The sequence below is a fragment of the Zobellella taiwanensis genome, assembly GCF_003012795.1.
GTDB classification, from domain to species: Bacteria; Pseudomonadota; Gammaproteobacteria; order Enterobacterales; family Aeromonadaceae; genus Oceanimonas; species Oceanimonas taiwanensis.
In genome coordinates this window covers 133,447-156,936 of the sequence record NZ_PXYH01000006.1, presented here as the reverse complement: position 1 = coordinate 156,936, position 23,490 = coordinate 133,447, and the positions used below count along the sequence as shown (strand labels likewise).

19 protein-coding genes and 1 pseudogene are annotated in these 23,490 nt (G+C 59.0%); 12 read left to right on the top strand and 8 right to left on the bottom strand.

Translation table 11 applies throughout. The features are described 5' to 3' along the window. From C7I36_RS06385 to C7I36_RS06375, 3 genes are read right to left on the bottom strand one after another with little or no spacing between them, the layout of a single operon-like run. Positions 1–996 (bottom strand): NAD(P)-dependent oxidoreductase, encoded by a 996-nt coding sequence (locus tag C7I36_RS06385; RefSeq protein WP_106452881.1) that lies wholly within the window; start codon positions 994–996, stop codon positions 1–3. Next, the gene (locus C7I36_RS06380; RefSeq protein WP_106452880.1) at positions 905–1,435 is read right to left on the bottom strand and encodes a response regulator transcription factor; all 531 of its coding nucleotides are present in this window, start codon (positions 1,433–1,435) and stop codon (positions 905–907) included. The genes C7I36_RS06385 and C7I36_RS06380 overlap by 92 nt, the downstream gene beginning before the upstream one ends. Continuing rightward, the gene (locus tag C7I36_RS06375) at positions 1,410–2,729 is read right to left on the bottom strand and encodes a sensor histidine kinase (protein WP_106452879.1); all 1,320 of its coding nucleotides are present in this window, start codon (positions 2,727–2,729) and stop codon (positions 1,410–1,412) included. Before C7I36_RS06375 ends, C7I36_RS06380 begins: the two co-directional genes overlap by 26 nt. A 234-nt stretch (positions 2,730–2,963) precedes the next feature. Here C7I36_RS06375 and C7I36_RS06370 point away from each other — a divergent pair, with 234 nt between their 5' ends. Further along, on the top strand, positions 2,964–4,928 hold the full coding sequence (locus tag C7I36_RS06370) for a TonB-dependent copper receptor (protein ID WP_106452878.1): 1,965 nt from the start codon (positions 2,964–2,966) through the stop codon (positions 4,926–4,928). Positions 4,929–5,026: 98 nt separating this feature from the next. Here C7I36_RS06370 and C7I36_RS06365 read toward each other — a convergent pair whose 3' ends face one another. The 5 genes from C7I36_RS06365 to C7I36_RS06345 all read right to left on the bottom strand — a co-directional run bounded on the left by C7I36_RS06365 (position 5,027) and on the right by C7I36_RS06345 (position 10,696). Next, the gene (locus tag C7I36_RS06365; RefSeq protein ID WP_106452877.1) at positions 5,027–5,830 is read right to left on the bottom strand and encodes a DUF1338 domain-containing protein; all 804 of its coding nucleotides are present in this window, start codon (positions 5,828–5,830) and stop codon (positions 5,027–5,029) included. A gap of 112 nt (positions 5,831–5,942) precedes the next feature. After that, positions 5,943–7,412 (bottom strand): succinylglutamate-semialdehyde dehydrogenase, encoded by a 1,470-nt coding sequence (gene astD / locus C7I36_RS06360; protein WP_106452876.1) that lies wholly within the window; start codon positions 7,410–7,412, stop codon positions 5,943–5,945. Then, complete coding sequence (gene astA / locus C7I36_RS06355) at positions 7,405–8,433, bottom strand: arginine N-succinyltransferase (protein ID WP_106452875.1); 1,029 nt, start codon at positions 8,431–8,433, stop codon at positions 7,405–7,407. The genes astD and astA overlap by 8 nt, the downstream gene beginning before the upstream one ends. 78 nt (positions 8,434–8,511) lie before the next feature. Continuing rightward, positions 8,512–9,726, bottom strand: coding sequence for an aspartate aminotransferase family protein (locus C7I36_RS06350; RefSeq protein WP_106452908.1), 1,215 nt, complete (start codon positions 9,724–9,726; stop codon positions 8,512–8,514). 388 nt (positions 9,727–10,114) lie between these two features. Continuing rightward, a complete protein-coding gene (locus C7I36_RS06345; protein ID WP_106452874.1) occupies positions 10,115–10,696 on the bottom strand; it encodes an anthranilate synthase component II in 582 nt (193 codons plus the stop codon). 432 nt (positions 10,697–11,128) lie between these two features. Here C7I36_RS06345 and C7I36_RS06340 point away from each other — a divergent pair, with 432 nt between their 5' ends. The 11 genes and pseudogenes from C7I36_RS06340 (at position 11,129) to C7I36_RS06295 (ending at position 23,484) form a co-directional block, all read left to right on the top strand. After that, complete coding sequence (locus C7I36_RS06340; protein ID WP_106452873.1) at positions 11,129–13,222, top strand: AAA family ATPase; 2,094 nt, start codon at positions 11,129–11,131, stop codon at positions 13,220–13,222. Between the two features lie 119 nt (positions 13,223–13,341). Beyond that, positions 13,342–14,334, top strand: a complete 993-nt coding sequence (locus C7I36_RS06335) for a helix-turn-helix transcriptional regulator (protein WP_106452872.1) — start codon at positions 13,342–13,344, stop codon at positions 14,332–14,334. Between the two features lie 129 nt (positions 14,335–14,463). Further along, entirely contained in the window at positions 14,464–15,219 is a 756-nt protein-coding gene (locus C7I36_RS06330; protein ID WP_106452871.1) for an LEM-3-like GIY-YIG domain-containing protein, read from the top strand. 50 nt (positions 15,220–15,269) lie between these two features. Further along, positions 15,270–15,731, top strand: coding sequence for a hypothetical protein (locus C7I36_RS06325; protein WP_106452870.1), 462 nt, complete (start codon positions 15,270–15,272; stop codon positions 15,729–15,731). A gap of 28 nt (positions 15,732–15,759) precedes the next feature. Continuing rightward, a complete protein-coding gene (locus C7I36_RS06320) occupies positions 15,760–16,410 on the top strand; it encodes a hypothetical protein (RefSeq protein ID WP_106452869.1) in 651 nt (216 codons plus the stop codon). A gap of 51 nt (positions 16,411–16,461) precedes the next feature. Continuing rightward, a complete protein-coding gene (locus tag C7I36_RS06315; protein WP_106452868.1) occupies positions 16,462–17,310 on the top strand; it encodes a hypothetical protein in 849 nt (282 codons plus the stop codon). A gap of 257 nt (positions 17,311–17,567) precedes the next feature. Further along, positions 17,568–19,763 carry an SNF2-related protein gene (locus C7I36_RS06310; protein ID WP_219899605.1) on the top strand — a complete coding sequence of 732 codons (2,196 nt, stop codon included), beginning with the start codon at positions 17,568–17,570 and terminating at the stop codon, positions 19,761–19,763. Further along, entirely contained in the window at positions 19,684–20,859 is a 1,176-nt protein-coding gene (locus tag C7I36_RS17540) for a C-terminal helicase domain-containing protein (protein WP_219899604.1), read from the top strand. The genes C7I36_RS06310 and C7I36_RS17540 overlap by 80 nt, the downstream gene beginning before the upstream one ends. After that, positions 20,856–21,134 (top strand): annotated as a pseudogene (locus C7I36_RS17965) (DUF4391 domain-containing protein); the annotation flags it as partial. The gene C7I36_RS17540 and the pseudogene C7I36_RS17965, both read left to right, overlap by 4 nt. Positions 21,135–21,148: 14 nt before the next feature. Continuing rightward, positions 21,149–21,559: a DUF4391 domain-containing protein gene (locus C7I36_RS17855; RefSeq protein ID WP_181256305.1), complete on the top strand. Its 411-nt coding sequence runs from the start codon at positions 21,149–21,151 to the stop codon at positions 21,557–21,559. A gap of 53 nt (positions 21,560–21,612) precedes the next feature. Further along, positions 21,613–23,484, top strand: a complete 1,872-nt coding sequence (locus C7I36_RS06295; protein WP_106452866.1) for a site-specific DNA-methyltransferase — start codon at positions 21,613–21,615, stop codon at positions 23,482–23,484. The last annotated feature ends 6 nt before the right edge of the window (positions 23,485–23,490 follow it).

Genomic DNA, 23,490 nt, shown 5'->3' with positions numbered 1-23,490 from the left:
TCAGGACTCCAGCGCCTTGATCACCACGGTGGAATCACAGCGGCCAAGGCCTTCGGCCAGCAATGCCTCGTAGACCTGGTGCACCTGCTCGGTCAGCGGCAGGGTCAGCCCCTGGCGCCTGGCTTCATCCAGGCAGATACCCAGGTCCTTGTGCATCCACTGGGCGGCAAACCCAAAGTCGAACTTGCCCTCGGCCATGGTCTGGGCCCGGTTTTGCAACTGCCAGCTCTGGGCCGCCCCCCCGGCCAGCACCTCGATCAGGGTGGCAATGTCGAGCCCGGCCTTTTTGGCGATCATCAGGCCCTCGGCGATCCCCTGCACGGCGCCGATGACACAGATCTGGTTGACCATCTTGCAGCGCTGGCCCGATCCCACCGGGCCCAGCCGGGTCACCTTTTTGCCGTAGGCGGCAAGCACCGGCGCGGCCTCGGCCACGTCCGCCTCGGCGCCGCCAATCATCACCGTCAGGGCACCGTTTTCAGCCCCCAGCTGGCCGCCGGAAACGGGGGCGTCGATAAAGCGCGCGCCGCGCTCGGCGGCCTTGCCGGCCAGCTCCTCCGCCAGCTCCGCCGAGGTGGTGGTGTGGTCGATGAGCAGGGCGCCCGCCTTCATTCCGGCCAGGGCGCCCTGCTCGCCATACACCACGGCGCGCACGTCGTCGTCGTTGCCCACGCACAGCATCACCAGGTCGGCGCCTTGGGCCGCCTCGGCGGGGGTGTCGGCGCGGGAGCCGCCAAAACGCGCCACCCAGTCGGCCGCCTTTTGCGGGCTGCGGTTATACACGCACACCTCATGGCCCGCCTGCCGCAGGTGTCCGGCCATGGGAAAACCCATGACCCCCAGTCCGATAAATGCCAGTTTCATTGCTTGCGCTTCCTTGGATGGATGGATGACACCCCGGACTTTACCGGGGGGCGGGCTTTTTTTGCAACATTCGCTGCAGGGTCCGCCGGTGCATGCCGAGCGCCCGGGCGGCGGCGGAAATATTGCCCTCATGCTGCTGAAGCACAAACTGCACATATTCCCAGGACTGCTTGCGCACCGATGGCCGAAAGGCAACCAGCTCCTCCGGCGGCGGGGCCACCGGAATGTCGGGCGCCTCGAAGGCGGCAAGAATGGTGTCCACGTCCGCCGGCTTGGGCAGATACTGGGTGGCCCCCAGCTTGACCGCGGTCACCGCCGTGCTGATGCTGGCATAACCGGTGAGTACCAGCACCGGCACCCCGGGAAAACGCCGGCACAGGGCCGGCAACAATTGCAGGCCGCTTTCCTCGCCCAGGTTGAGATCCAGGATGATGCCTTCGGGCGCCGGGTGGCAGGCCAGGGCGCGCTCGCCGGTTTCGGCCCAGGACAGCGCCAGTTGCCGGCGGGCAAAGCTGCGCCCGAGCAGGGTGGCGAAAGTGGCATTGTCATCCACCAGCAGAAAATGCCGCATCGGCGCCTCCCGTCGATACAGGGCAAGGGCTGCCCTCGCCGGCCAGGCGCAGGGGCAGGCGGATGCGGGCGTAAACGCCGCCCTCGGCGTGATTGCGCAGGGTCAGGCTGCCATCCAGCCGGGAGAAGGTGGCATGGGCCAGCCACACGCCCATTCCCAGCCCCGCCGGCTTGGCCGACTCCTGCTGGTTGAGCCCGGCCCGGCGCAACTGCTCCTCGCTCAGGTGGCCCTGACGGTTATGGATGCCGATATCCAGCAGCCGGCCGTCGATCACGGTGGTGTAAAGCTCCACCCGGTTTTCGCCCGCATCGGCGGCATTGTCCAGAATATTGAGCAGGGCCGCCCAGAAGGGTTCGTCCAGCCACACCCGATAATCCTGCCTCAGCCCCTCGTCGTACCACTGACAATGGACGTCCGGCCTGAGGTTGTTCCAGCGCGCCAGGTAGCCACGCAGGCTGTCGAACAGCCACACCGGCCCGGCGGGGGCCTCGGCCCTGTGCTTGAGCTGCCAGAGAACGTCCCGGCACAGCAGCAGTTGCCGCTGAAGGGTGTCCAGATGAGCCTTTCCCTCGGCAGACAGGGCCGGCTCCTGCTCCAACTCTTCGGCCAGCAAAAACAGGTTATTGAGCGGGGTCGACAGCTGGTGGGCGACCGAGGCGGATTCCATGCCCAGCAGCAAAAAGCGCTCCTGTTGTTGCTGGTTCTGGTAGGCCTGGCGCAACTGCCGTTCCTTGTCGGCCAGGCGGCGGATCAACCAGGACACCGCCGCCGTAATCAGCACCGCCGACAGGCCGAAGGTCAGCCACATGCCCACCAGGTGCAGGTTGAACAGCGGCTCGCCCGCCCCCTGATGAGGGTGGCCGTCCGCCGTCAGCGGCCGGTACCAGCGGAACAGCGACAGATAGCAGGCGGTGGCAACGGCCACCAGCAGCCAGGCAACGCGGGCCCGACAAGTGAGGGCGGCAATCAGCAAGGGAAAGAGATAAAGGGAGGCCACCGGGTTCATCACCCCTCCGCTGAAGGCCACCACCAGGGTCAGCGCCAGAATATCGAACAGCAGGCCGGCCACGCCCCAGCCGCGCCACCCGGGGCAGCGCCGGCACAGCCAGGTGGTCACGCCGTTGACCAGGCCCAGCGCCAGCAGCACCCGCCACAGCTCGGGGCCGAGCACCGGCAGCAGGAAATGATCGGTAAGCCACAGGGATATTGTCAGCGCCAGCCAGAACAGCCAGCGCATGGTCTGCACAAAGGGCAGCTTGCTGAACAGGGGGCCGGCGGCCTTGTCGGTTTCCATCCCATTCCCTCGAAATGGACCATTATGCCCGCCCGGCGCCCGCCCGTCTTGACCGACATCAAACCCTACCCTGCGACAATATGCCGCATTGTCGCGCCGGCCCGGCGGCCGTAGAGTCTGGCCCGTGGTCGCGCCCTCGCTTGCTCAGTCGTGACCGGGGCCGCCGCCGGTGCTTGCCCGGCGGCGGCCTTCTTTTTACCCGTCTTTCCACCGATCAGAACCTACGGCAACCCCATGAAACAGGCTTATCTCGTTCCCCTCGCCCTACCCCTGCTTGCCCTTAACGGCGTACGCGCCGAGCAGAGCGAGCCGCCGATCAGCACCGCCACCAGCATCATCATCACCGCCTCGCCACTGGTCCACCCCAACCGGCTGAGCCTGGATCCCCAATCGCCGGTGCAGCCCATTCCGGCGGCCGACGGCACCGGCCTGCTGAAAACCGTGCCCAACATGAACATCACCCGTAAAGGCGGCATGGCGGGCGACCCGCTGTTCCGCGGCCTGGGCGGCTCCCGGCTCGCCATTACCAGCGACAACAGCTATGTGCTCGGTGGCTGCGGCGGACGCATGGATCCACCCACCGCCTATATCTTTCCCCGCGCCTATGACGAGGTGGTGATCACCAAGGGGCCGCAGACGGTCACCCAGGGACCCGGCCTGGTGGCCGGCTCGGTACAGTTTTTGCGCCACCCGCGCTATTACGGCGAAGGAGCACTCAGCCTGGACGGCGGCCTGACCGGTGGCAGCGCCGACCGCCTGGATGCCTTCGCCGGGCTGGATGCGGGCAACGAGCTGGGATACCTGCGCCTCAACGCCAACCACAACCAGGCCGACGATTATCGGGATGGAAGCGGCGAGCGGGTGCACTCGGCCTACGACAAGCGCAGCCAGAGCCTGCAACTGGGGCTGACCCCGGACGAACTGAGCCTGCTGGAGCTGTCCTACGATCGCAGCCGGGGCGAGGCCGCCTATGCCGACCGGGCGCTGGACGGCAGCCAGTTCGACCGGGATGCCTGGGGCCTCAGGCTGGAGCGCCAGGCCATTACCCCCTGGCTTGGCAAGGTGCAACTGCAATACGGCCACAGCCTGATCGACCATGTGATGGACAATTACAGCCTGCGTCCGGTCAGCGGCATGTACAAAGCCATGAACCCCGAGCGAACCACCGACACCGCCCGGCTGCTGGCGGAGCTGAACCTGGGCGCTCACCATACCCAACTGGGAGTCGACTGGATGCAGGACGACCACCGCTCGCGCATGGCCATGGGCATGACGGCCGCCGCCGCTGACCGCTATCGCGACCAGCCCTACCGGGATACCCAGTCCTTCGACAACCTCGGCGTCTTCGTGGAGGACCACTGGCAACTGAACGACAAGCAGCAGTTGATCGGCGGCCTGCGCCTCGATCATACCCGGGCCCGCTTCGAGCCGCTCGCCATCGATAACCCCCTCAAGGAGCAGGATTACCGGTTGCACGCCGGCTTTGTACGCTTGGAACACCGCCAGCAAGCCTGGACCTGGTACGCCGGCTACGGCCAGGCCGAGCGGGCGCCGGATTTCTGGGAACGCAACCGCAACGGCGCCCTGAATACCGAAACCAACCGCCAGCTCGATGCCGGCCTGCTCTATCGTCAGGACCAGCTGAGCGGCTCTCTGTCGCTGTTCGCCGGTCGGGTGGACGACTTTATTCTGGTCGACAACCGGGATCACGCCCTGGCCCGCAATATCGATGCTCGTCGCCTGGGCGGCGAGGCGGAAATCCGCTGGCAGTTCAGCCCCGACTGGTCCATCGAATCCAGCCTGGCCTATACCCATGGCCAGAATACCAGCGACGATCTTCCCCTGGGCCAGACTCCGCCGCTCGAGCTGAACACCCGCCTGGGCTACGACAACGGCAGCCAGGAGCTGGCCCTGCTGATGCGCAACGTCGCCGCCCAGCACCGCTTTGCCGAGGGCCAGGGCAATATTGTCGGCCAGGACCAGGGACCGTCCGCCGGCTTTACCGTCTTCTCCCTCAACGCCGGCTGGAAAATCACACCCCAATTCACGCTGGCCACCGGCATCGACAATCTGTTCGACAAGGACTACAGCGAATTCATCAACAAGCAGGAAATCGACATGGCCGGGGCCAATCCGCAGACCGGACGGATTGCGGAGCCGGGACGGCAATGGTGGGCCGAGCTGCAGCTCAGTTTCTAAAAAGACGGGGATGGCGCCAGGCGCCATCCCCGCAGGAGGCCGGTTCATGCCGGCCGGGGGCACTTGTTGTTGTCGGCAAGCCGCGGGTATTCCCGCTGTTATCCCTTGACGTTGGTACTTTCGAAAATCTTGTCCGCCGAGGCGGCGACAAAGCCGGAGTAGAGCTTGCCGTCGGGTTGGGGATAGCGCAGGGCGAACTCGTAGAAGCAGCTCGGCAACTCGGCCTTGCCGTCGCTGAACTCGACGATGGCGGTGTCGGCCATGGTGGAGGACTGTTCCAGCAGCACCTCGGGCGAGCCCTTGATCTCGCCGCCCACGGCATTGAGCCGGAAGCCCGCGTTCTTGAGCGCGCTGTTCACCTCTTCCAGGCTGTCGTACTCCTCCAGCTCGTTGACGCTGACGGTAAAGTGGTTGGCCCGAAAGCCGTAGGCCGCCAGCCAGGCCGCGTATTCGCTTTCTTCCAGCAGGGTCTTGTAGTCGTGATAAGAGACTTTCCAGGGCGCGCCGGAATAAAGGAAACCGGTCTGGGCGGGCAGGCCCTCGTCCACCTGGTCGATCAGGCCGGCCACGATGCGCTGCAACCCGGGGGAGCACTGTTCCAGCAGCAATTCGCTGATAAACACCTTGGGCGCGGTGGCGTCGGTGGGATGCTCGTAATGGCGGGCGTAGAGCTTTTTGGCCTCGAAATGGTATTCGCCCTTCTGCTCATAGCCCAGCGCCAGGAAGTGGGCGGCCAGCTTGTCGAGCCCCAGCCTGGGATGGCGGAAGGTACGAAAGGCCACGTGATCGTTGATGATGGGCCTGCCACCGCCCAGCAGGGCGTGGATGTCGAGGGCGCTGGGGGTCATCTTCAGATAATCCTGCCAGAGGGCGCCAAACAGCGCGTTGACCGAAGTGTGCATGCTCTTTTTCCTTATTGATGGGATCATCCCTATATTCACGCAACCCGCCCGGCCCTGGGCCGGACGGGACCTGGGACCGCCGGGCGGCCCCTCTCCTCCCTCGCCCCGGGCGTTAAAACTGCAACCCGGGCGACAGGCTGGCCGGCATGGTCACCCTGTCGTCTTCCACCGAGGCCACCGGGTAGGCGCAGTAGTCCGCCGCATAATAGGCGCTGGCCCTGTGGTTGCCGCTGTCGCCGATGCCGCCGAAGGGGGCGGCGCTGGAAGCACCGGTGATCGGCTTGTTCCAGTTGACGATACCGGCACGGATATGACGGAAGAAATAGTCCCAGTCGTCCTGGCTATCCGACAGCAACCCGGCCGACAGCCCGTAGCGGGTGCGGTTGGCGATGTCCAGCGCCGCGGGCAGTTCAGTGTAGCGGATCACCTGCAGCAGCGGGCCGAAGTATTCCTCGTCCGGCAGATCCCGGATGGCGCTGACCTCAATGATGCCCGGCGACACCAGGCCGGTGCCGGCCTGCAGGTGCTTGAGCATGAGCAGCGACTCGCCGCCCAGGGCCAGCAAATGGGCCTGGGCCGCCACCATGGCCTTGGCCGCCTTTTCGGAGATCATCGAGCCCATAAAGGGCTGGGGATCCGCATCGTACCGGCCGACCCGGATGGCCTTGGTCACCTCGATCAGGCGCGCCAGGATACGGTCGCCGGCCTCGCCCTGGGGCAGCAGCAGGCGGCGGGCGCAGGTACAGCGCTGGCCGGAGGTAATGAAAGCGGACTGGATAATGGTGTGTACGGCGGCGTCCACCTCTTCCACCCGGGTGACCACCAGGGGATTGTTGCCGCCCATTTCCAGCGCCAGTATCTTGCCCGGCTGGCAGGAGAACTGGCTGTGCAGCAGGTTACCGGTGCGCGATGAGCCGGTGAAAAACAGGCCGTCGATGCCTGGATGAGCCGCCAGCGCCTTGCCGGTGGCCACCTCGCCCTGCACCAGGTTGAGCACCCCGGCGGGCAGGCCGGCCTGCTCCCACAGCCTGACCATTTCCTGGGCCACCAGGGGGGTCAGCTCGGAGGGCTTGAACACCACGGTATTGCCGGCGATCAGCGCCGGCACTATATGGCCGTTGGGCAGGTGGCCGGGGAAGTTGTAGGGGCCAAATACCGCCACCACGCCGTGGGGCTTGTGGCGCACATAGGCGCGGGCGCCGGGCATGGGGTTTTCCACCGTGCCGGTGCGCTCGAAATAGGCCTTTTCGGAAATACCGACCTTGCCGACCATGGCCGCCACCTCGGTGAGGGTTTCCCACTGGGGCTTGCCGGTTTCCCGGGCGATCGTCCGGGCCAGGGCGTCCTTGTGCTCGTTGAGCAGTTCGGCGTAACGCTTGGCAATGGCCAGGCGGGCGTCGACCGGGCGCCCGGCCCAGTCCGGGGCGGCCCGGCGGGCGGCGGCAATGGCCGCCTCCACCTGTTCGGGGCCGGCCGCCGCACCGTGCCAGATTTCCTCGTTTTTGGCCGGATCCAGGGAAGCAAACGGCTCGCCCTCGCCCGCCAGCCAATGGCCGTTGATGTATTGCACAGCGTCAGTCATTCAGTTTCATCTCCACTACCCGGACGGTATCCCCGTCCTCCACCTTGAGCAGGCGGGCGACCTCCGGGGTCATCACCGCCTGGGCTTTTTCTTCATTGACCGCCATATCGCCGATCAGCGCCCGAAAACCATTGAAACGGGTGTTGCTGATCAGGTACTTGCCCGCATGCACCGGATGGCCGGTTTGCACCGTCAGCCGCCGGCTATTGCGCACGGAGCGGATTTGCCTGACCTCGCATTCCACGCTGGGGCCGGCGTCGAAAATGTCCACATAGCCACGCCAGGAAAAGCCTTCCTCCTCCAGCAGGCGCAGGGCCGGCCGGGTTTTGTCGTGGGTCTTGCCGATGACCGCCCGCGCCTCTTTTGACAGCAGGTTGACGTAGATCGGGTATTTTGGCATCAGGTCGGCAATAAAGCCCTTCTGGCCGATGCCGGTCAGGTAATCGACCGTGGGGAAGTCCATGGAGAAAAAGTGCTCCTGCAGCCAGCTCCAGAACGGGCTGTTGCCGCCCTCGTCCGACACCCCGCGCATTTCCGCCAGGATACGGTGGTCGAACAGCTCGGAAAACTCGGCCAGGAACAGAAAGCGGCACTTGGACAGCAGCCGGCTGTTCAGGCCCACCCGCGCCGGCTCCCGCAGGAACAGGGTGCACAACTCGCTGACCCCGGTGTAGTCGTTGGTCAGGGTCAGGGTTTCGACCACATTGTAGATGCCGAGCTTGCGCGAACTGTGTACCTGCTTGCCCAGCAGGTAGGTATAAAAGGGGGACGACAGGCCCACGGCAGCATCCAGGGCGGTGGTGCCCAGCACTTCGCCGGTATCGCTGTCTTCCGCCACAAAGAAATAAAGGCACTCGCCCTTGCCCGCCGGACGGCTGGCGAAGGACGCCAGGGAGTGATCTATCTTGTTTTGCAACAGTTCATCGTTGACCGGCAGCGAGGTAAAGCCATGGCCGGACTCAATGGCGATCTGCTTGAGGGTGGGGAAATCTTTCTGCTCTATGGGTCGGATCACCAACATGCAGAACTCCTTATTACAAAATTGGCGACCAGGACGAGGCAACCCTGCCCCGTCCTGAAATCCTGTCGCCGGAAGGGGTTATCCGTTCACAACCTTGGCCACGGCGCGCTCGAAGCGGGCCAGGCCTTCGGCCACTTCGTCCTTGGTGATCACCAGGGAAGGCGCAAAACGCACCACGTTGGCGCCGGCGATCAGCACCATCAGCTGTTCTTCCATCGCCGCCAGCAGGAAATCCCGGGCCCGGCCCTGGAACTGCTCGCTCATCACGCAACCCAGCAGCAGGCCCTTGCCGCGCACTTCCTTGAAGCAGCCGTACTTGGCATTGATGGCCTCCAGCCCCTCGCGATACCAGGCCTCCCGCTCGCGCACACCGTGCAGCACGGCATCGGTGTTGACGGTATCGAAGGCGGCCTCGGCCACCGCACAGGCCAGGGGATTACCGCCATAGGTGGAGCCGTGGGTGCCGACCTTGAAGGCGGCGGCAATCTTGCTGGTGGTGAGCATGGCGCCGATAGGGAAACCACCGCCCAGGGCCTTGGCGCTGGTGAGGATATCGGGCGTTACCCCCAGGTCCATATAGGCGTAGAGGGCGCCGGTGCGGCCCACGCCGGTTTGTACCTCGTCGAACACCAGTAGGGCATTGTGCTGGTCGCACAACTCGCGCACCGCCTTGACGAAGGCCGGCTCCGGGCTGATGATGCCGCCCTCGCCCTGCAGCGGCTCCATCACCACGGCACAGGTGCGATCGGAGATAACGGCCTTGAGCGCATCCAGATCGTTATAGGGTACATGATCGATATCGGCCGGCTTGGGGCCGAAGCCATCGGAATAGGCAGCCTGGCCACCCACGGTCACGGTGAAAAAGGTACGGCCGTGAAAACCCTGGGTAAAGGCGATGATCTGGGTCTTTTCCGGACCATGGGTATCGATGGCGTAACGGCGGGCCAGCTTGAGCGCCGCCTCGTTGGCCTCGGCGCCGGAGTTGCAGAAGTACACCTTCTCGGCGAAGGTGGCGTCGACCAGCTTCTTGGCCAGGCGCAGCGCCGGCTCGTTGGTCATGACGTTGCTCAGGTGCCAGAGCTTTTCGCCCTGCTCCTTGAGGGCGGACACCAGCGCCGGATGGCAGTGGCCAAGACAGTTGACCGCGATGCCGCCGGCAAAGTCGATGAATTCCCGACCCTGCTGATCCCACACACGGGCACCCTTGCCGCGCACCGGGATCACCTGGGCGGGGGCATAGTTGGGTACCATGACCTGGTCGAACATTTCGCGGGTAACAGCCATATCAGACATGCTTTGCTCCTCCAGATACCGCAGCATGCTCTGCGATATAAGTTAAATCCATGTAAACACGCGAGTATTATTGCAAAACAACAATAACTTGTCTCTATACATGCGCAACTTTACAGTTATTTATATTGCCCACGTAAAAAATATAGTCATTTATATTGCATAAGCTCGCATCAAACCGCCGGTCCGGCTACCGGCACGCCACCTGCCATGCATAAAAGGGCAACCGAAAAATTTTTACCACAGCCTCTGCCGTCCGGCGGAAAGGGCATTATTCCCGCTCCGGCGGCGACTGACGAACGAAAAACACTGATAGCCCCGATAAGTAAAACTAATAGTAGGGGCCGGCAACAGAATAGCTAATGGGCTGCGAATGGCACCGAAAAGGGACTCAAATCAGTTCGAGGAAATTCTGTAGCAGGCGATGGCCGCCCTGGGTGAGGATACTCTCGGGATGGAACTGCACACTGTGCAGCGGCAGGTGGCGGTGCTGCATGCCCATAATCTCGTCTACCGCGCCGGCCTCGGTTTCGGTCCAGGCGGTCAGTTCAAAATCCTCGGGCAGGCTGTCGCGTTCCACCACCAGGGAATGGTAGCGGGTAACGGTCAGCGGGTCCGGCAGCTCCCGGAACAGGCCCAACCCCCTGTGGCGGATGGGTGAGGTCTTGCCGTGCATCACCCGCCTGGCGCGCACCACCCGCCCGCCGAAGGCCTGGGCAATGGCCTGATGCCCCAGGCAGACGCCGAGAATGGGCAGACTGCCGGCAAAACGGGTAATGGCCGCCAATGACACCCCCGCCTCATTGGGCGTGCAGGGCCCCGGGGAAATCACCAGCCCCGCCGGCGCCAGGGCGGCGATCTCGTCCAGGGCAATCTCGTCATTGCGCCGCACCACTACCTCCTGGCCCAGCTCACCGAAGTACTGCACCAGGTTCCAGGTAAAGGAATCGTAGTTATCGATCATCAGCAGCATACTGCACTTATCTCTTTGATTTTATTGATGGCATTAAGCCTAATACTGCGTTGATACCCGCTCCGATACCCGCAACTTCATTTGATACCCAGGACCGAGGCCTCAACAGCACCCATGAGGATGCGGCATTTTCGCATCTATCCCGTTGGCGTCAAACTTCGGTGACCTTCTTGCCCTAGATAGATGCACAAGATGCACACGCCCAAGCATATGGCACCAGTACCACATTACCGGCGCAGTTTCCGATGCGCAGCAAACCTTGTAAAAAGCTTAAGATGGATGAACGAAATAAAGACATAACCTACTCGGTTATTACCCAACATAATAAACCGCAACACCGGAGCATGTCGGAAGGCAGGGCTCCAACCCAAACGACACAAAATGTCGCCCGCCTCCGTACTCTGATGACTCCTCCCCAGATCAGGAGCAGCCATGCCACCACTGCACACCCTTCACCACCATCCGCGCAAGCGCCGGCGGTCTTGCGCCCAGTCGTCCTCGCCCCATCCGCCGCTGCCCTTGCTGTGGGCGCTGCGCCTGCTGGTGCTGGCCGACGGAGCCCGACTGGCCCTGAGCAAACGCCGCCACGAGCTGGACGAACTGCTGCAATCCCTGGAGCCCGGGCTGGACGCTTCCGAACTGGTCCCTTCAGAAGTGATCCGGTTGTTGAAAACCCTGCTGGCGGAGCAGGAAAGCCGAGCCATTCCGGTTCCCGATCCCCTGGCGAGCAATCTGCGCCAGCTGGGCGACAGCCTGGCACTGGAAGAGGCCGAACTCGACGTGCTGGCCTTTCTGGTGCTGGTGCAGCAGGACAATGTGCTGACCAACACCCTGGAGCTGTTTCACCAGCACTGGATGGGCGGCCAACAGCTTATCGGCCTGCTGGCCACCGCCCTCGGCCGCCCCCGCCGCCAGGTGGCGCATGCACTGGCACCGGGGATGACGCTGCTGGCCTGTGGCCTGGTACAAACCGAGCGCCATGGCAACGGCCTGGAGCTGATGCGCGGCCTGGACGACATTCTGCTGTATGAGGAAAACGGGCCTCGCAGCCTGCTGACCACCTTTTCCAACAGCCAGCAGCCGGCACAGCTGACGCTGGACGACTTTGCCCACCTGCAGCCCTTTATCGACCGCCTGCTGCGCTACCTGAGCCGGGCCGGGGGCCGGCAAAGCGGAGTGAACGTGCTGATTTACGGCGCGCCCGGCACCGGCAAGACCGAGCTGGCCCGCGCCCTGGCCGCTCGCCTGCGCTGGAGCCTGCACGAGGTGAAATTCGCCGACCCGCGCGGCGAGGCGCTCAACGGCCGCGAGCGCTTCGCCCGCTACCAGCTGTGCCAGCAGGTGTTGCGCCAGGATAACCACAGCCTGGTGCTGTTCGACGAGGTGGAGGACGTGTTCAACGAGCAGACCAGCGAGGGCCAGAAGGCCTGGGTGAACCAGTTGCTGGAAAGCAACCCCCGCCCCACCCTCTGGCTGAGCAACGAGGTGTCGTGCATGGAGGCGGCCTACCTCCGCCGTTTCGACCTGATGCTGGCCATGCCCGAGCTGACGGCGGAGGTACGCCTGGGCATGGCACGCCGGCTGCTTGGGGGGCTGAATGTGCGCGAGCCCTGGCTGGAACAACTGGCCAGCCAGCGCAGGCTGGAGCCGGCGCACCTGGCACGGGCGGCCAGGGTGGTAAAAAAACTCGGATATCGCAAGGCGGAAAACGTGGAGAGCGCTATGGAAGACATTCTGGCCAACCTGTATCAGGCCCTCGGCTATCGTTGGAAGCGGCTGAATCAGCAGCGCCAGCCTTCCCTGTTCAACCCGGCGCTGTGCGCCACCGACACCGCCCTGGAGCCCATCATCCGGGGGCTGAAACGCAGCGGCATGGGCCGGCTGTGTCTGTATGGTCCCCCCGGCACCGGCAAGAGCGCCCTGGCGGGCCACCTGGCCGACGCGCTGGAAAGACCCCTGGTCGCCAAAAAGGCCTCCGACCTGCTCGACCCCTATGTGGGGGGCACCGAGCAAAAGCTGGCCGCCGCCTTTGCCGAGGCCAAGGCCTGTGGCGGCATCCTGCTGATTGACGAGGCCGACAGCCTCCTGGCCAGCCGCGCCGGCGCGGTGCGCAACTGGGAAGTGAGCCAAGTCAACGAATTGCTGGTTCAAATGGAGCAATATCCCGGCATTCTGGTGATGGCCACCAACTTTATGGATCACCTGGACGCGGCCGCCCTGCGCCGGTTCGACTTCAAGATAGGCTTTGGCTATTTCAGCCCCGAGCAGGCCTGGATGTATTTCAATACGGTACTGGGCCAGCAACTGCAGGGGGAATTCCGGGAGCAGGATGCCGCCCACCTGCATCCGGCCCTGAGCCGGCTTGAGCAACTGACCCCGGGCGATTTCGCCGCCGTGCTGCGCCGACATGGCGTGATGGGCGAGCGCCCGAGCCCGGAAAACCTGCTCGCCGGGCTGGAGCAGGAACATGCCCTGAAAACCAGGGGGCAGTCCAGGCCCATCGGCTTTGTAGCCACCGGCGACTGAGGCCGTTCACACCGGCCTGGCGGGTGGTGCGAAGGGCCCGCAAACCACAGACACAAACGACACTTTATGGGGTATGCTGGCGTTTCCGTCAGGATGCCGACACCCCAACAGGAGCACTCATGGACACCCTTTTCCGCTACATTGCCATGTTGCAATTGATCCCGCGCGCGCCCCAATTCAAGGCCACCACCACCCTGCAAACCCTGCTGGAAGAAAAGGGCTTCAACGTCAACCTTCGCTCCATTCAGCGGGATCTGGAAAGAATATCGGGTCATTACCCGCTTATCTGCGACCAGAGCGAACGCCCCTACCGCTGGTCGTTCGACCCGAATTTCAAAAGCACCCTGCCCGCCATGGACACCGCCACCGCCCTGACCCTGGTGCTGGCGGAGGAATACCTCAAGGGCCTGTTGCCCCAGATAGCGGTAGACAAGCTCAGCCCCCAGTTTCACGACGCCCGCAAGTTTCTGGACGGCCTGCGGGAAAATGGCTTTGCCGACTGGGCCCGCCAGGTTCGCGCCATTCCCAACGGCAAGGCGCTGCTGCCGGCGGCCATCGCCCCGCCCGTGTGGCAGGGCATCAGCGATGCCCTGCTCCAGCGCCAGGCGATAGAGGTGCATTACCTCAGCCGGCAAAAACAGGAAGTGAAACAGTTCACCCTGCATCCCCAGGGGCTGGTGGTGCGCCATAGCGTCAGCTACCTGCTGGCTACGGTGAACGACTATGAAGACATTCGCCAGTTCGCCCTGCACCGCATTCAGCAACTGGCACCGAGCGAAGCGCCGTTTCGGCCGCATCCCACCTTCAGCGTGGAACACTATATTGCCGACGGCGCCTTCGGCTATCCGCTGGACCGGCAACAGGTGCAACTGGTGGCCAGAATCGATGCCAGCGTGGCCTGGACACTGGCGGAAACCCCGGTCAGCGAACAGCAACAGCTTTCCGCCCCCGACGAGGATGGCTGGGTCACCCTCACCGCCACCGTGCCCAACGATCAGCAAACCCAGTGGTGGCTGGTGGGCTTTGGCGCCCGGGTGGAAGTGCTGGAGCCGGCCCATTGGCGCCAGGCCATCGCCGAGCAAGCCAGTAAAATGCTGGCGGCATATGCCTAAACTTTTTTCCAACTAAAGATAGGGTCTATCAACATGAACTCTCATTTAATTGTTAAAAAATTAAAAAGAAACAGCTAAAGCCCCTATTATCATCAACCACACCCACAAACCACTACTTTAGGAATCAACATGCAAGAAGACAAAAAATATAATCAAACACTGCGCCAGATAAGCAATTACGTTTATGCCTTATGTGAAATAAACGGCACAGAGAGAAAACCATTCTACATTGGAAGAGGAAAGGGGGATCGATGCCTGCAACATTTAAAAGAAGATGAAAGCCAGGAGAAAAACGCTTTCATTCAAGATCTTATAAAAAAACAAAAAATAGCCATTGATATATTGCGCCATGGACTTGATGAGAAATCAGCAGCACTAATTGAGTCCACCTGCATTGATCTACTTGGTGTTGGGGAACTCAAAAACAAAATCAGAGGCTGTGAATCAAACATGGGCAGAATGACTATAGATGAAATTCACAATCTATACTCCAGCGAAACAGTAATCATCCAACCAGAACATCAAGGGCTGGCATTCTTATTAAATGACACGTATAAGTCAGGAATGAGTGAATTGGCACTTTTTGAGTCTACAAGAGGCATCTGGCATAATATACCAAGAGATGAATCCATAAAATATGGTTACGCCACTTACAATGGAATAATAAAAGAGGTATATGAGATACACGGCTGGGTTAAAGCAGGAACTCAAGAATATTTTACCAGAACCATATCCAGAAACAAAGAAAACAGAAGATGGGAATTCATTGGAAGAAAAGCCGATCAACATATCAGAAATTTATATATAGGAAAAGTCATCGAAAAAGAACGAAGCTTTGGCCACCCATTTGTACGCGTTGGTTTTCAAAAGGCTAAAAATGATTAAGTCGACAGTAAAAATGAAATATTCGGACTCATGAAATAAAAGGAGCATATATGAACTCTCACATCAAACAGCTTATTTTTTCTGCCATTTTGCTGGCTGCCACTTCGGCCCAAGCCATTCCCAATATCTGGAACTCCGAGTTCGGACAAGGCATATCGTCCAACAGCATACAAAACGAACAGGGTGATGTTTTTACCATCAACTGTGATATTGGCTACAGCGAAAACGGCGAGTTAACCGGCGTTAACTTTACCCTGGCCAACGGCCAGGATCTGTCTCCCAGCGATAGCAACACCCTTGAACTGCTGATCGACGGCAAGGCCTACTGGATGCCCGACTCCCTGGGCTGGCGCAATGGCGACAACGCCTGGTACTCGTTCCGGGAAGCCATTCAAGGTGCCGCCCAGTTTGATGTGTACGTAAACCAGAAAAAAGTCGCCAGCTTTGCCCCCTCGCCTCAAAGCACCCAAACAGTACTGGGCGACCTGAGTGAGTGCGAATACCGCTACTGATCCCACCACCAACCCAAGGCCAGCCTTTATGTTTGAACAATACGACACCCCGCCGCACCAGGTGGGGATTATCGACTTCACCCACGGCCTGAACGGACCACAGGAGGTAGCCACCTTCTTTGCGCCGGACGCCCTGGAACAAGCCGTGGAATTCAGCGATCTGCTGATGCTGGTAGCGCCGCCGGAGGACTGGCTGTGCCGGCACCAAAACCAACTGGTAAAGGCAAACGCCTGCGTGGTGTTGTCGGAACAACCCGCCGACCAGAGTAGCCTGAAAACCATTCAAGTAAAAAATGATGGTGCCTATCGCAACTGTGTATTCGATTTGATCGAGTCAATCAACAAGCCCTCTCTCGTTGGCGTGGACCTGATGGACTTGCTGACCGTTATAAGCAAAGGCGAGAACATTCATTTTTATGAAAGCCCATACACCGATGCGGCAGAAATTGATGAAAGCTATCTATCGACTCATTTTCAGGGGATAGAAAACCTGGGAGAAGTAAAGGGGATATATATTGTCGCCTCGCTTTCCATAGAGCACGCCAACCGCATGGAAGATTTTGAGACCATCATCCGTTTTTTTGATGAGAGAATCCTTACCCAGCCAACAGTCGCCTACGCCGCCCGCTTTACCATTGACGAGCCGGGGACAAGAGCCAGCGTGCTTATTGTCACCTAAGCCTGCTTTATAAAACAATTCACTAACTTTAAAAACACACAAGGTAAAAATATGGAAGACAGCAAAAAACACCCAGATTTTTATGGCTACAATGATGGTCTGGAAGAGTGGGAAATAGAGGAAAGAGAGAGTCGATTGAAGGAAATCAGGGAGGGTGTAAATCAATTCTTAAACAACACCAAATTAAACTTAACCATAAAAAATCTTGAAATAATACTCACTCCTGGCATTCCCAGTTGTGTAATCTACGGTAGCACTGACCGCCCTACCTTCGGCATAGGCTGGATTTCCAACTCAGTCATACCAAAGATAAAAAAATATATTATTTCAGCAGCAATAGAAAAAGCACTGGAAACGGTGGAGAATGAGAAGGTGAGCGCTTACGTATTAAGAGGCAGTGCCACTGCTGCATCCAAAAAACTCATTATGCAAAATGTGTTGGGACTTAGACAGGACATTAATAAAAGATACAATTGGGATGACTATGAACAATATAACCTTAATATTCCATCAATCAACCTGATGTCGTACGAGTTTATTAATGCAGTCACCAACGCCTATGAAGAAAAATATATGCGCTATCGATTCTGGGACGAAGAATCCTTAAATGCACTTGCTGACTTTTTATTATTCGATCATAGCCGTGAGCGTAACGACATCGAACTACCGGCAATGGCTGAGGATATGGAAGGTGAAAAATTATCACAAAATGAATTTATTGATTTAGCAAGCGACACAATCCTTAGCTATGCAGAGCCTGATGGTACAGAAATAAGCTACCCTTTCTTTTCAGAGAAATCCTATATTTTCTCAGAGTTCACCCCTCTTCACTTGGCTGAAGAAGAAATACAAACAAAGTTATATGAATGGTATCTGGAAGCATATAAAAGCCACAAATAAGCTATCTTGAGATCACCTCTGGATAAGCTCATGGCAGACGAAGGCAACCATTATCTATATCAGGCGGAAGCATAATTTGACTAAATTTCAGGCAAAACATGCTTCCGTCTTGGCTCAACACCGGACTGGCCATCTTCAGATTTGGATCAATGATGAATTATGCCCTCTTGAGCTTGTTCTTGACACAAAAAGTTGGCTACGATAACTCATTGACCTAAAAAGCGTAATACGCCGGATACAGGCAGGATGGACAAGCCATGAACATCATCGACAACATCAATCACCTGCTGGGTGATGAGCTGAAGGGCACGCTCACACCGGGCTCCAGGCTGAAAATAGCGGCGTCCTGCTTCTCCATCTACGCCTATGAAGCGCTCAAAAAAGAGCTGTCGGCCATCGAGTCGCTGCAGTTTGTGTTCACCTCCCCTACCTTTGTTGCCGATAACGTCACCGACAAGCTGAGAAAAGAGCAGCGGGAGTTTTTCATTCCCAAGGCTGGCCGTGAAAAAAGCCTGTATGGCACCGACTTTGAAATTCACCTTAAAAACAAGCTGACCCAAAAGGCCATTGCCCGGGAATGCGCTAACTGGATGCGGCAAAAAGCCACCTTCAAATCGAACAGCACCCATGCCCCCATGCAGCCCTTCGCCGTGGTTTCCGGGGGCTCCGAGAGCACGCTGTTTGCTCCCATCAACGGCTTTACCGCCGTCGATTTGGGCTACCAGCAAGGTAACGCGGTTTCCAATTTTGTACACAAAATGAAGCAACCCGAGTTCACCGCCCAATACCTGACGCTGTTCGATCAAATCTGGAGCGACCCGGACAAACTGCAGGACGTGACCAATACCATCTGCCAGCACATTGAGTCGGTGTATAAGGAAAACTCGCCCGAAAAAATCTACTTCATCATGCTGTACAACATCTTCAAAGAGTTTCTGGACGACCTCAATGAAGATGTACTGCCCAACGACAGAACCGGTTATCAGGACACCCTGATCTGGAACAAGCTGTTCAACTACCAGAAAGATGCCGCCACCGGCATCATCAACAAGCTGGAAAGCTACAACGGCTGCATACTGGCCGACAGCGTAGGGCTGGGCAAAACCTTCACCGCCCTGGCGGTGATCAAATACTACGAGTTGCGCAACAAGTCGGTGCTGCTGCTGTGCCCCAAGAAACTGGCCGACAACTGGCTGAACTATAACCGTAATCTCACAACCAACCTCTTCGCCAAAGACAGGTTCAACTACGATGTGCTCTGCCACACCGATCTCAGCCGCACCAGTGGCGAGTCTTTCGGCACCTCGCTCAATCGTATCAACTGGGGCAACTACGACTTGGTGGTAATCGACGAATCCCACAACTTTCGCAACAACGACGCGGTAAAGGACCGGGAAACCCGCTACCAGAAGCTGATGAACAAGGTCATCCGCGACGGGGTCAAAACCAAGGTGCTGATGCTCTCCGCCACGCCGGTCAACAACCGTTTCACCGACTTGCGCAACCAGCTGGCACTGGCCTACGAAGGCGATTCCAGCCAACTGACCAAACACCTGAAAACCACCAAAAGCGTCGAACAAATCTTCAACCAGGCCCAGGCCGTGTTTAATAACTGGTCCAAACTGGAGCCGGAGCAAAGAACCGCCAAGGCCATACTGGATGCGCTGGATTTCGACTTTTTCGAACTGCTCGACAGCGTCACCATCGCCCGCTCGCGCAAGCACATTCAGAGCTTTTACGACACCACCGACATCGGTCATTTTCCCGAGCGGCTCAAACCACTGTCTTACCATTGCCCGCTCACCACCCGTGACGACGTGCTTGGCTTTAACCAGATCTTTGAACAGCTCAGGCAACTCAAGCTGTCCATCTATGCCCCGGTCAGCTACATACTGCCCAGCCGGCTAAAAAAATACGAAGAGCTGTACGACACCGAAGTAGAAGGTGGCCGTGGCAAGCTTAAGCAAGCCGACCGGGAAAAAAGCCTGGTGGCGCTGATGACCACCAACCTGCTCAAGCGACTGGAAAGCTCGGTAGAAGCTTTTCGCCGTACCCTGCAATCCCTGCAAGACAACCACCAGCGACTACTGGGAATAATCGACGAGTTCTACCGGCGGGACGGCGTAACCGAGGTCAGCAGCCTGGCGGAAGCGCTGGATGCCATAGAAGCGGATGAAGACGAGCTGCCTTCCTATCACGACATGGAAATTGGCAACAAAATCAAAATCAAGCTCACCGACATGGATCTCACCTCCTGGCAGCAGGACATGCAGGGCGACCAGGAACTGATAACGGGCCTGCTCGCCGCCATGCAAAAGGTAACCCGCCGAAGATGCCAAGCTGCAGCAGCTCAAGGCCCAGCTCGCCCACAAAATGGCCAACCCCATCAACCCGGGCAACCGCAAGGTCATTATCTTTACCGCCTTTGCCGATACCGCCAGCTACCTGTATGAACAGCTGGCACCGGAGCTGCGCGGCAGCCACGGCCTTCATGCCGCCATGGTCACCGGTGGCACCGGGCTGCCCAAAACCACCCTTAAAACCCGCCGCAAGGGCTACGACATTCAGGAAGTGCTGACCCTGTTTTCGCCCCAGTCCAAATCAAAGGTCAGCGTGCTGCCCGACGAGCCGGCCGAAATAGACCTGCTGATTGCCACCGACTGTATCTCCGAAGGGCAAAACCTGCAGGACTGCGACTACCTTATCAACTACGACATTCACTGGAACCCGGTGCGCATTGTGCAGCGCTTTGGCCGGGTGGATCGCATCGGCTCCCCCAATCAGTGCATTCAGCTGGTGAACTACTGGCCCGATATTTCTCTGGATGAATACATCAACCTCAAGGAGCGGGTTGAAAGCCGCATGACCATAGTGGACGTGACCGCCACCGGCGATGACAACGTGCTCAGCAGCCAGGCCAACGACGTGGCCTACCGCAAGGAGCAACTCAAGCGCCTGCAGGAAGAAGTGATTGAGCTGGAAGATCTGAAAACCGGCGTGTCCATCACCGATCTGGGCCTGAACGAGTTTCGCATGGACCTGCTCGCCATGGTCAAACACTACGGCGAGCCCATTAACCAGCCCAGCGGCATGCACGCCCTGGTGCCGGCCAACCCGGCACTGGGGCTGGAGCCCGGCGTGATCTTTGCGCTGCGCAACCTCAACAACAGCGTGACTACCGACCAGCAAAACCGGCTGCATCCCTATTACTTGGTGTACGTTAACGAGCAGGGGCATACCCTCGCCAGCCACATAGACGTAAAACGCCTGCTCGATCTGCTGCGCACCTGCTGCAAGGGCCAGCAAGAGCCCATCGATGCCCTGTGCCGGCGTTTCAACGAAGCAACGCAAGACGGCCAAAACATGGCCAATTATTCCGAGCTGCTCAGTCAGGCCATTGGCAGCATGATGGCCGTGAAGGAAGAAAAAGACATCGACAGCCTGTTTGGCGGCGGCAGCACCTCAGCCCTGGTTAACCGCATTCAGGGCCTGGACGACTTTGAGCTGCTGGCCTTTATTGTGGTGCAGGCACAGGAGGCCCACTCATGACCCAGGCTCTGTCGTCTTGTAGCTGGCAGTTTCCGCCACCAACGCGCTTTGACAAGGTGATCCCCAAAACCAAATTCTATCAACAGGCTACCGTGAACAGTGCCCTGCAGGCCCGCTTTGTGGGAGAGCTGGAGCAGATCATCTGGGCCTGCAAACTCGCGCCCAACACGGTAAACTTGCCCGCGACCGAAGCGGTAACGGAAATCCAGGTGTTCACCCTCAAGCTCAAAGGGGAAACCCTGTCCGAAGAGGTGGTGGCCGCCATTGACAAGGCCATATTATTTTTGAGTTGCAGCGTACTCTGGGGGAAGACCGGCAGCAGCTGCGTTATCTGGCGGCCTACAAGCGCAAAAGCGCCGCCGATGCCGCCAGCTGGGTACGTTCGGAATACCTGGATTCAGGCTGGATTCCGGCAACCGCGCCCCGCAGCGCCCTGCCCGCCGCCATTAACATCGAGCGGCTTTATCAGGCCCTGCTGGTTAGCCTGCTGCCCATTCCGGCCATCGCTGGCGAGAGCATGGACGAGGCCATTGTCCGGCTGGGCCGCCTGCGCAAGCTGGACAAGCAGATGGCCGCGCTGCGTAAAAAAATCGGCACTGAAAAACAATTCAAACGGAAGGTCGAGCTTCACCGAGAGCTTAAGGCCCTGCAACACGAACAGAGCACCCTGAGCCAGACCGAGGGAGCCGGCGCATCCTGAAGCCCCCCGAGCCTTGATGCAAGATAACTACAGCCTATAAAAGTGGATGAGAAATGGACAAACTGAAGATGCACAGCCCCGACATGTCTCAGCAGAACATTGAAAAAATTCGGGCGCTGTTTCCCAACTGCGTCACCGAGTCCCGCACCCCGGACGACAGCCTGCATCTGGCGGTGGACTTTGATCTGCTCAAGCAGGAGTTGTCCGGCTCCATCGTGGAAGGCCCTCAGGAACGCTACCACCTCAACTGGCCCGGTAAGCGCCAGGCACTACTGACCGCCAATGCCCCCATCGCCAAGACCCTGCGCCCCTGCCGGGAAGACAGTGTTAACTTCGACACCACCCAGAACCTCTTTATTGAAGGGGATAACCTGGATGCATTAAAACTGCTGCAGGAGACCTATCTGGGCAAGGTCAAACTGATCTACATAGACCCCCCCTACAACACAGGCCGGGACTTCATTTATGACGATGACTACAGTGAAGCCAGCAGTGACTACCTGAAGCGCTCCAACCAGACCGATGAGTCCGGTGCCCGGCTCAATGCCAACACCGAAGCCAATGGCCGCTTTCATTCCGACTGGCTCAGCATGATTTATGCGCGCCTGCGTCTTGCCCGCAATCTGTTAAAAGACGATGGCGTTATCTTTATCTCCATCGATGACAACGAAGTCGATAACCTGAGAAAGGCATGTAACGAAACCTTTGGAGAAGACAACTTTGTCACTCAGGTGATTTGGCAAAAGGTCTACTCCCCCAAAAACACCGCTTACTGGTTTTCCGAAGATCACGACTATGTGCTGGTTTACGCTCGCAACAAGAAAGCATGGCGTCCCAACCCCTTGCCCAGAACACCGGAAATGGAAGCCCGCTATAAAAACCCGGATAACGATCCCAGGGGGCCTTGGAAGTCAGCCGATCTTTCGGCGAGAAATCGCTACGATGCAGGAATTTATTCCATTGCATGTCCTTCAGGAAGAGTGATTGAAGGTCCTCCCAGAGGCATGTACTGGCGTTTCAGTGAAAAAAAGTTTAAAGAGCTTAATGCGGATAACAGAATTTGGTGGGGAGAGGATGGCAATAATGTTCCTGCGGTAAAGCGCTTTCTGTCCGAAGTCTCTTCCGGTCGTACACCCCAAACCCTCTGGTTTTATAAGGAAGTGGGGCACACTCAGGACGCCAAAAAAACACTGCTAAAGTATGTTCCCTTTCAGCATACCGAAAACGTCTTTAATTCAGTTAAACCGGTCGAGCTGATCCAGCGAGTGTTACAACTGGCTACCAACCCTCAGGACAATGAGATCGTACTGGACTTCTTCAGCGGCAGCGCCACCAGCGCCCATGCGGTGCTAAAGCAAAACAGCGAAGACGGCGGCAACCGCCGCTTTATTGGGGTGCAGATCCCCGAGCCGCTGCCCAAGCCGGAACCCGGCATGGGCTCCATTTTCGAGATGGGCCTGACCCGAATTCGCAATGTAGCGGCGGAGTTGCGCGAACAACCAAACGCGGATCAGCAGGATCTGGGCTTTCGCGTGCTCAAGGTCGATACCAGCAATATGGCAGATATCTACTACTCCCCCGATGCACTCAGTCAGGGCAACCTGGATCTGCTGGTGGACAATATCAAGCCGGACCGCACCGAAGAGGACCTGCTGTTCCAGGTATTGCTGGACTGGGGCATCGACCTGACACTACCCATTCGCAAAGACTCTCTGTGCAGCAAAACCGTCTACACCGTGGACGATGGTGCCCTTGTTGCCTGTTTTGACCGCAATATCACCGAAGATCTGCTCAAGGCCCTGGCCGAGCAAGCCCCGCTGCGGGTGGTGTTCCGGGATGACGGCTTTGCCACCGACAGCCTTAAAATCAACGCCGAGCAAATGTTCAAGCAACTGGCCCCCGGCACCGACGTGCGGGCTATTTAAGGAGTC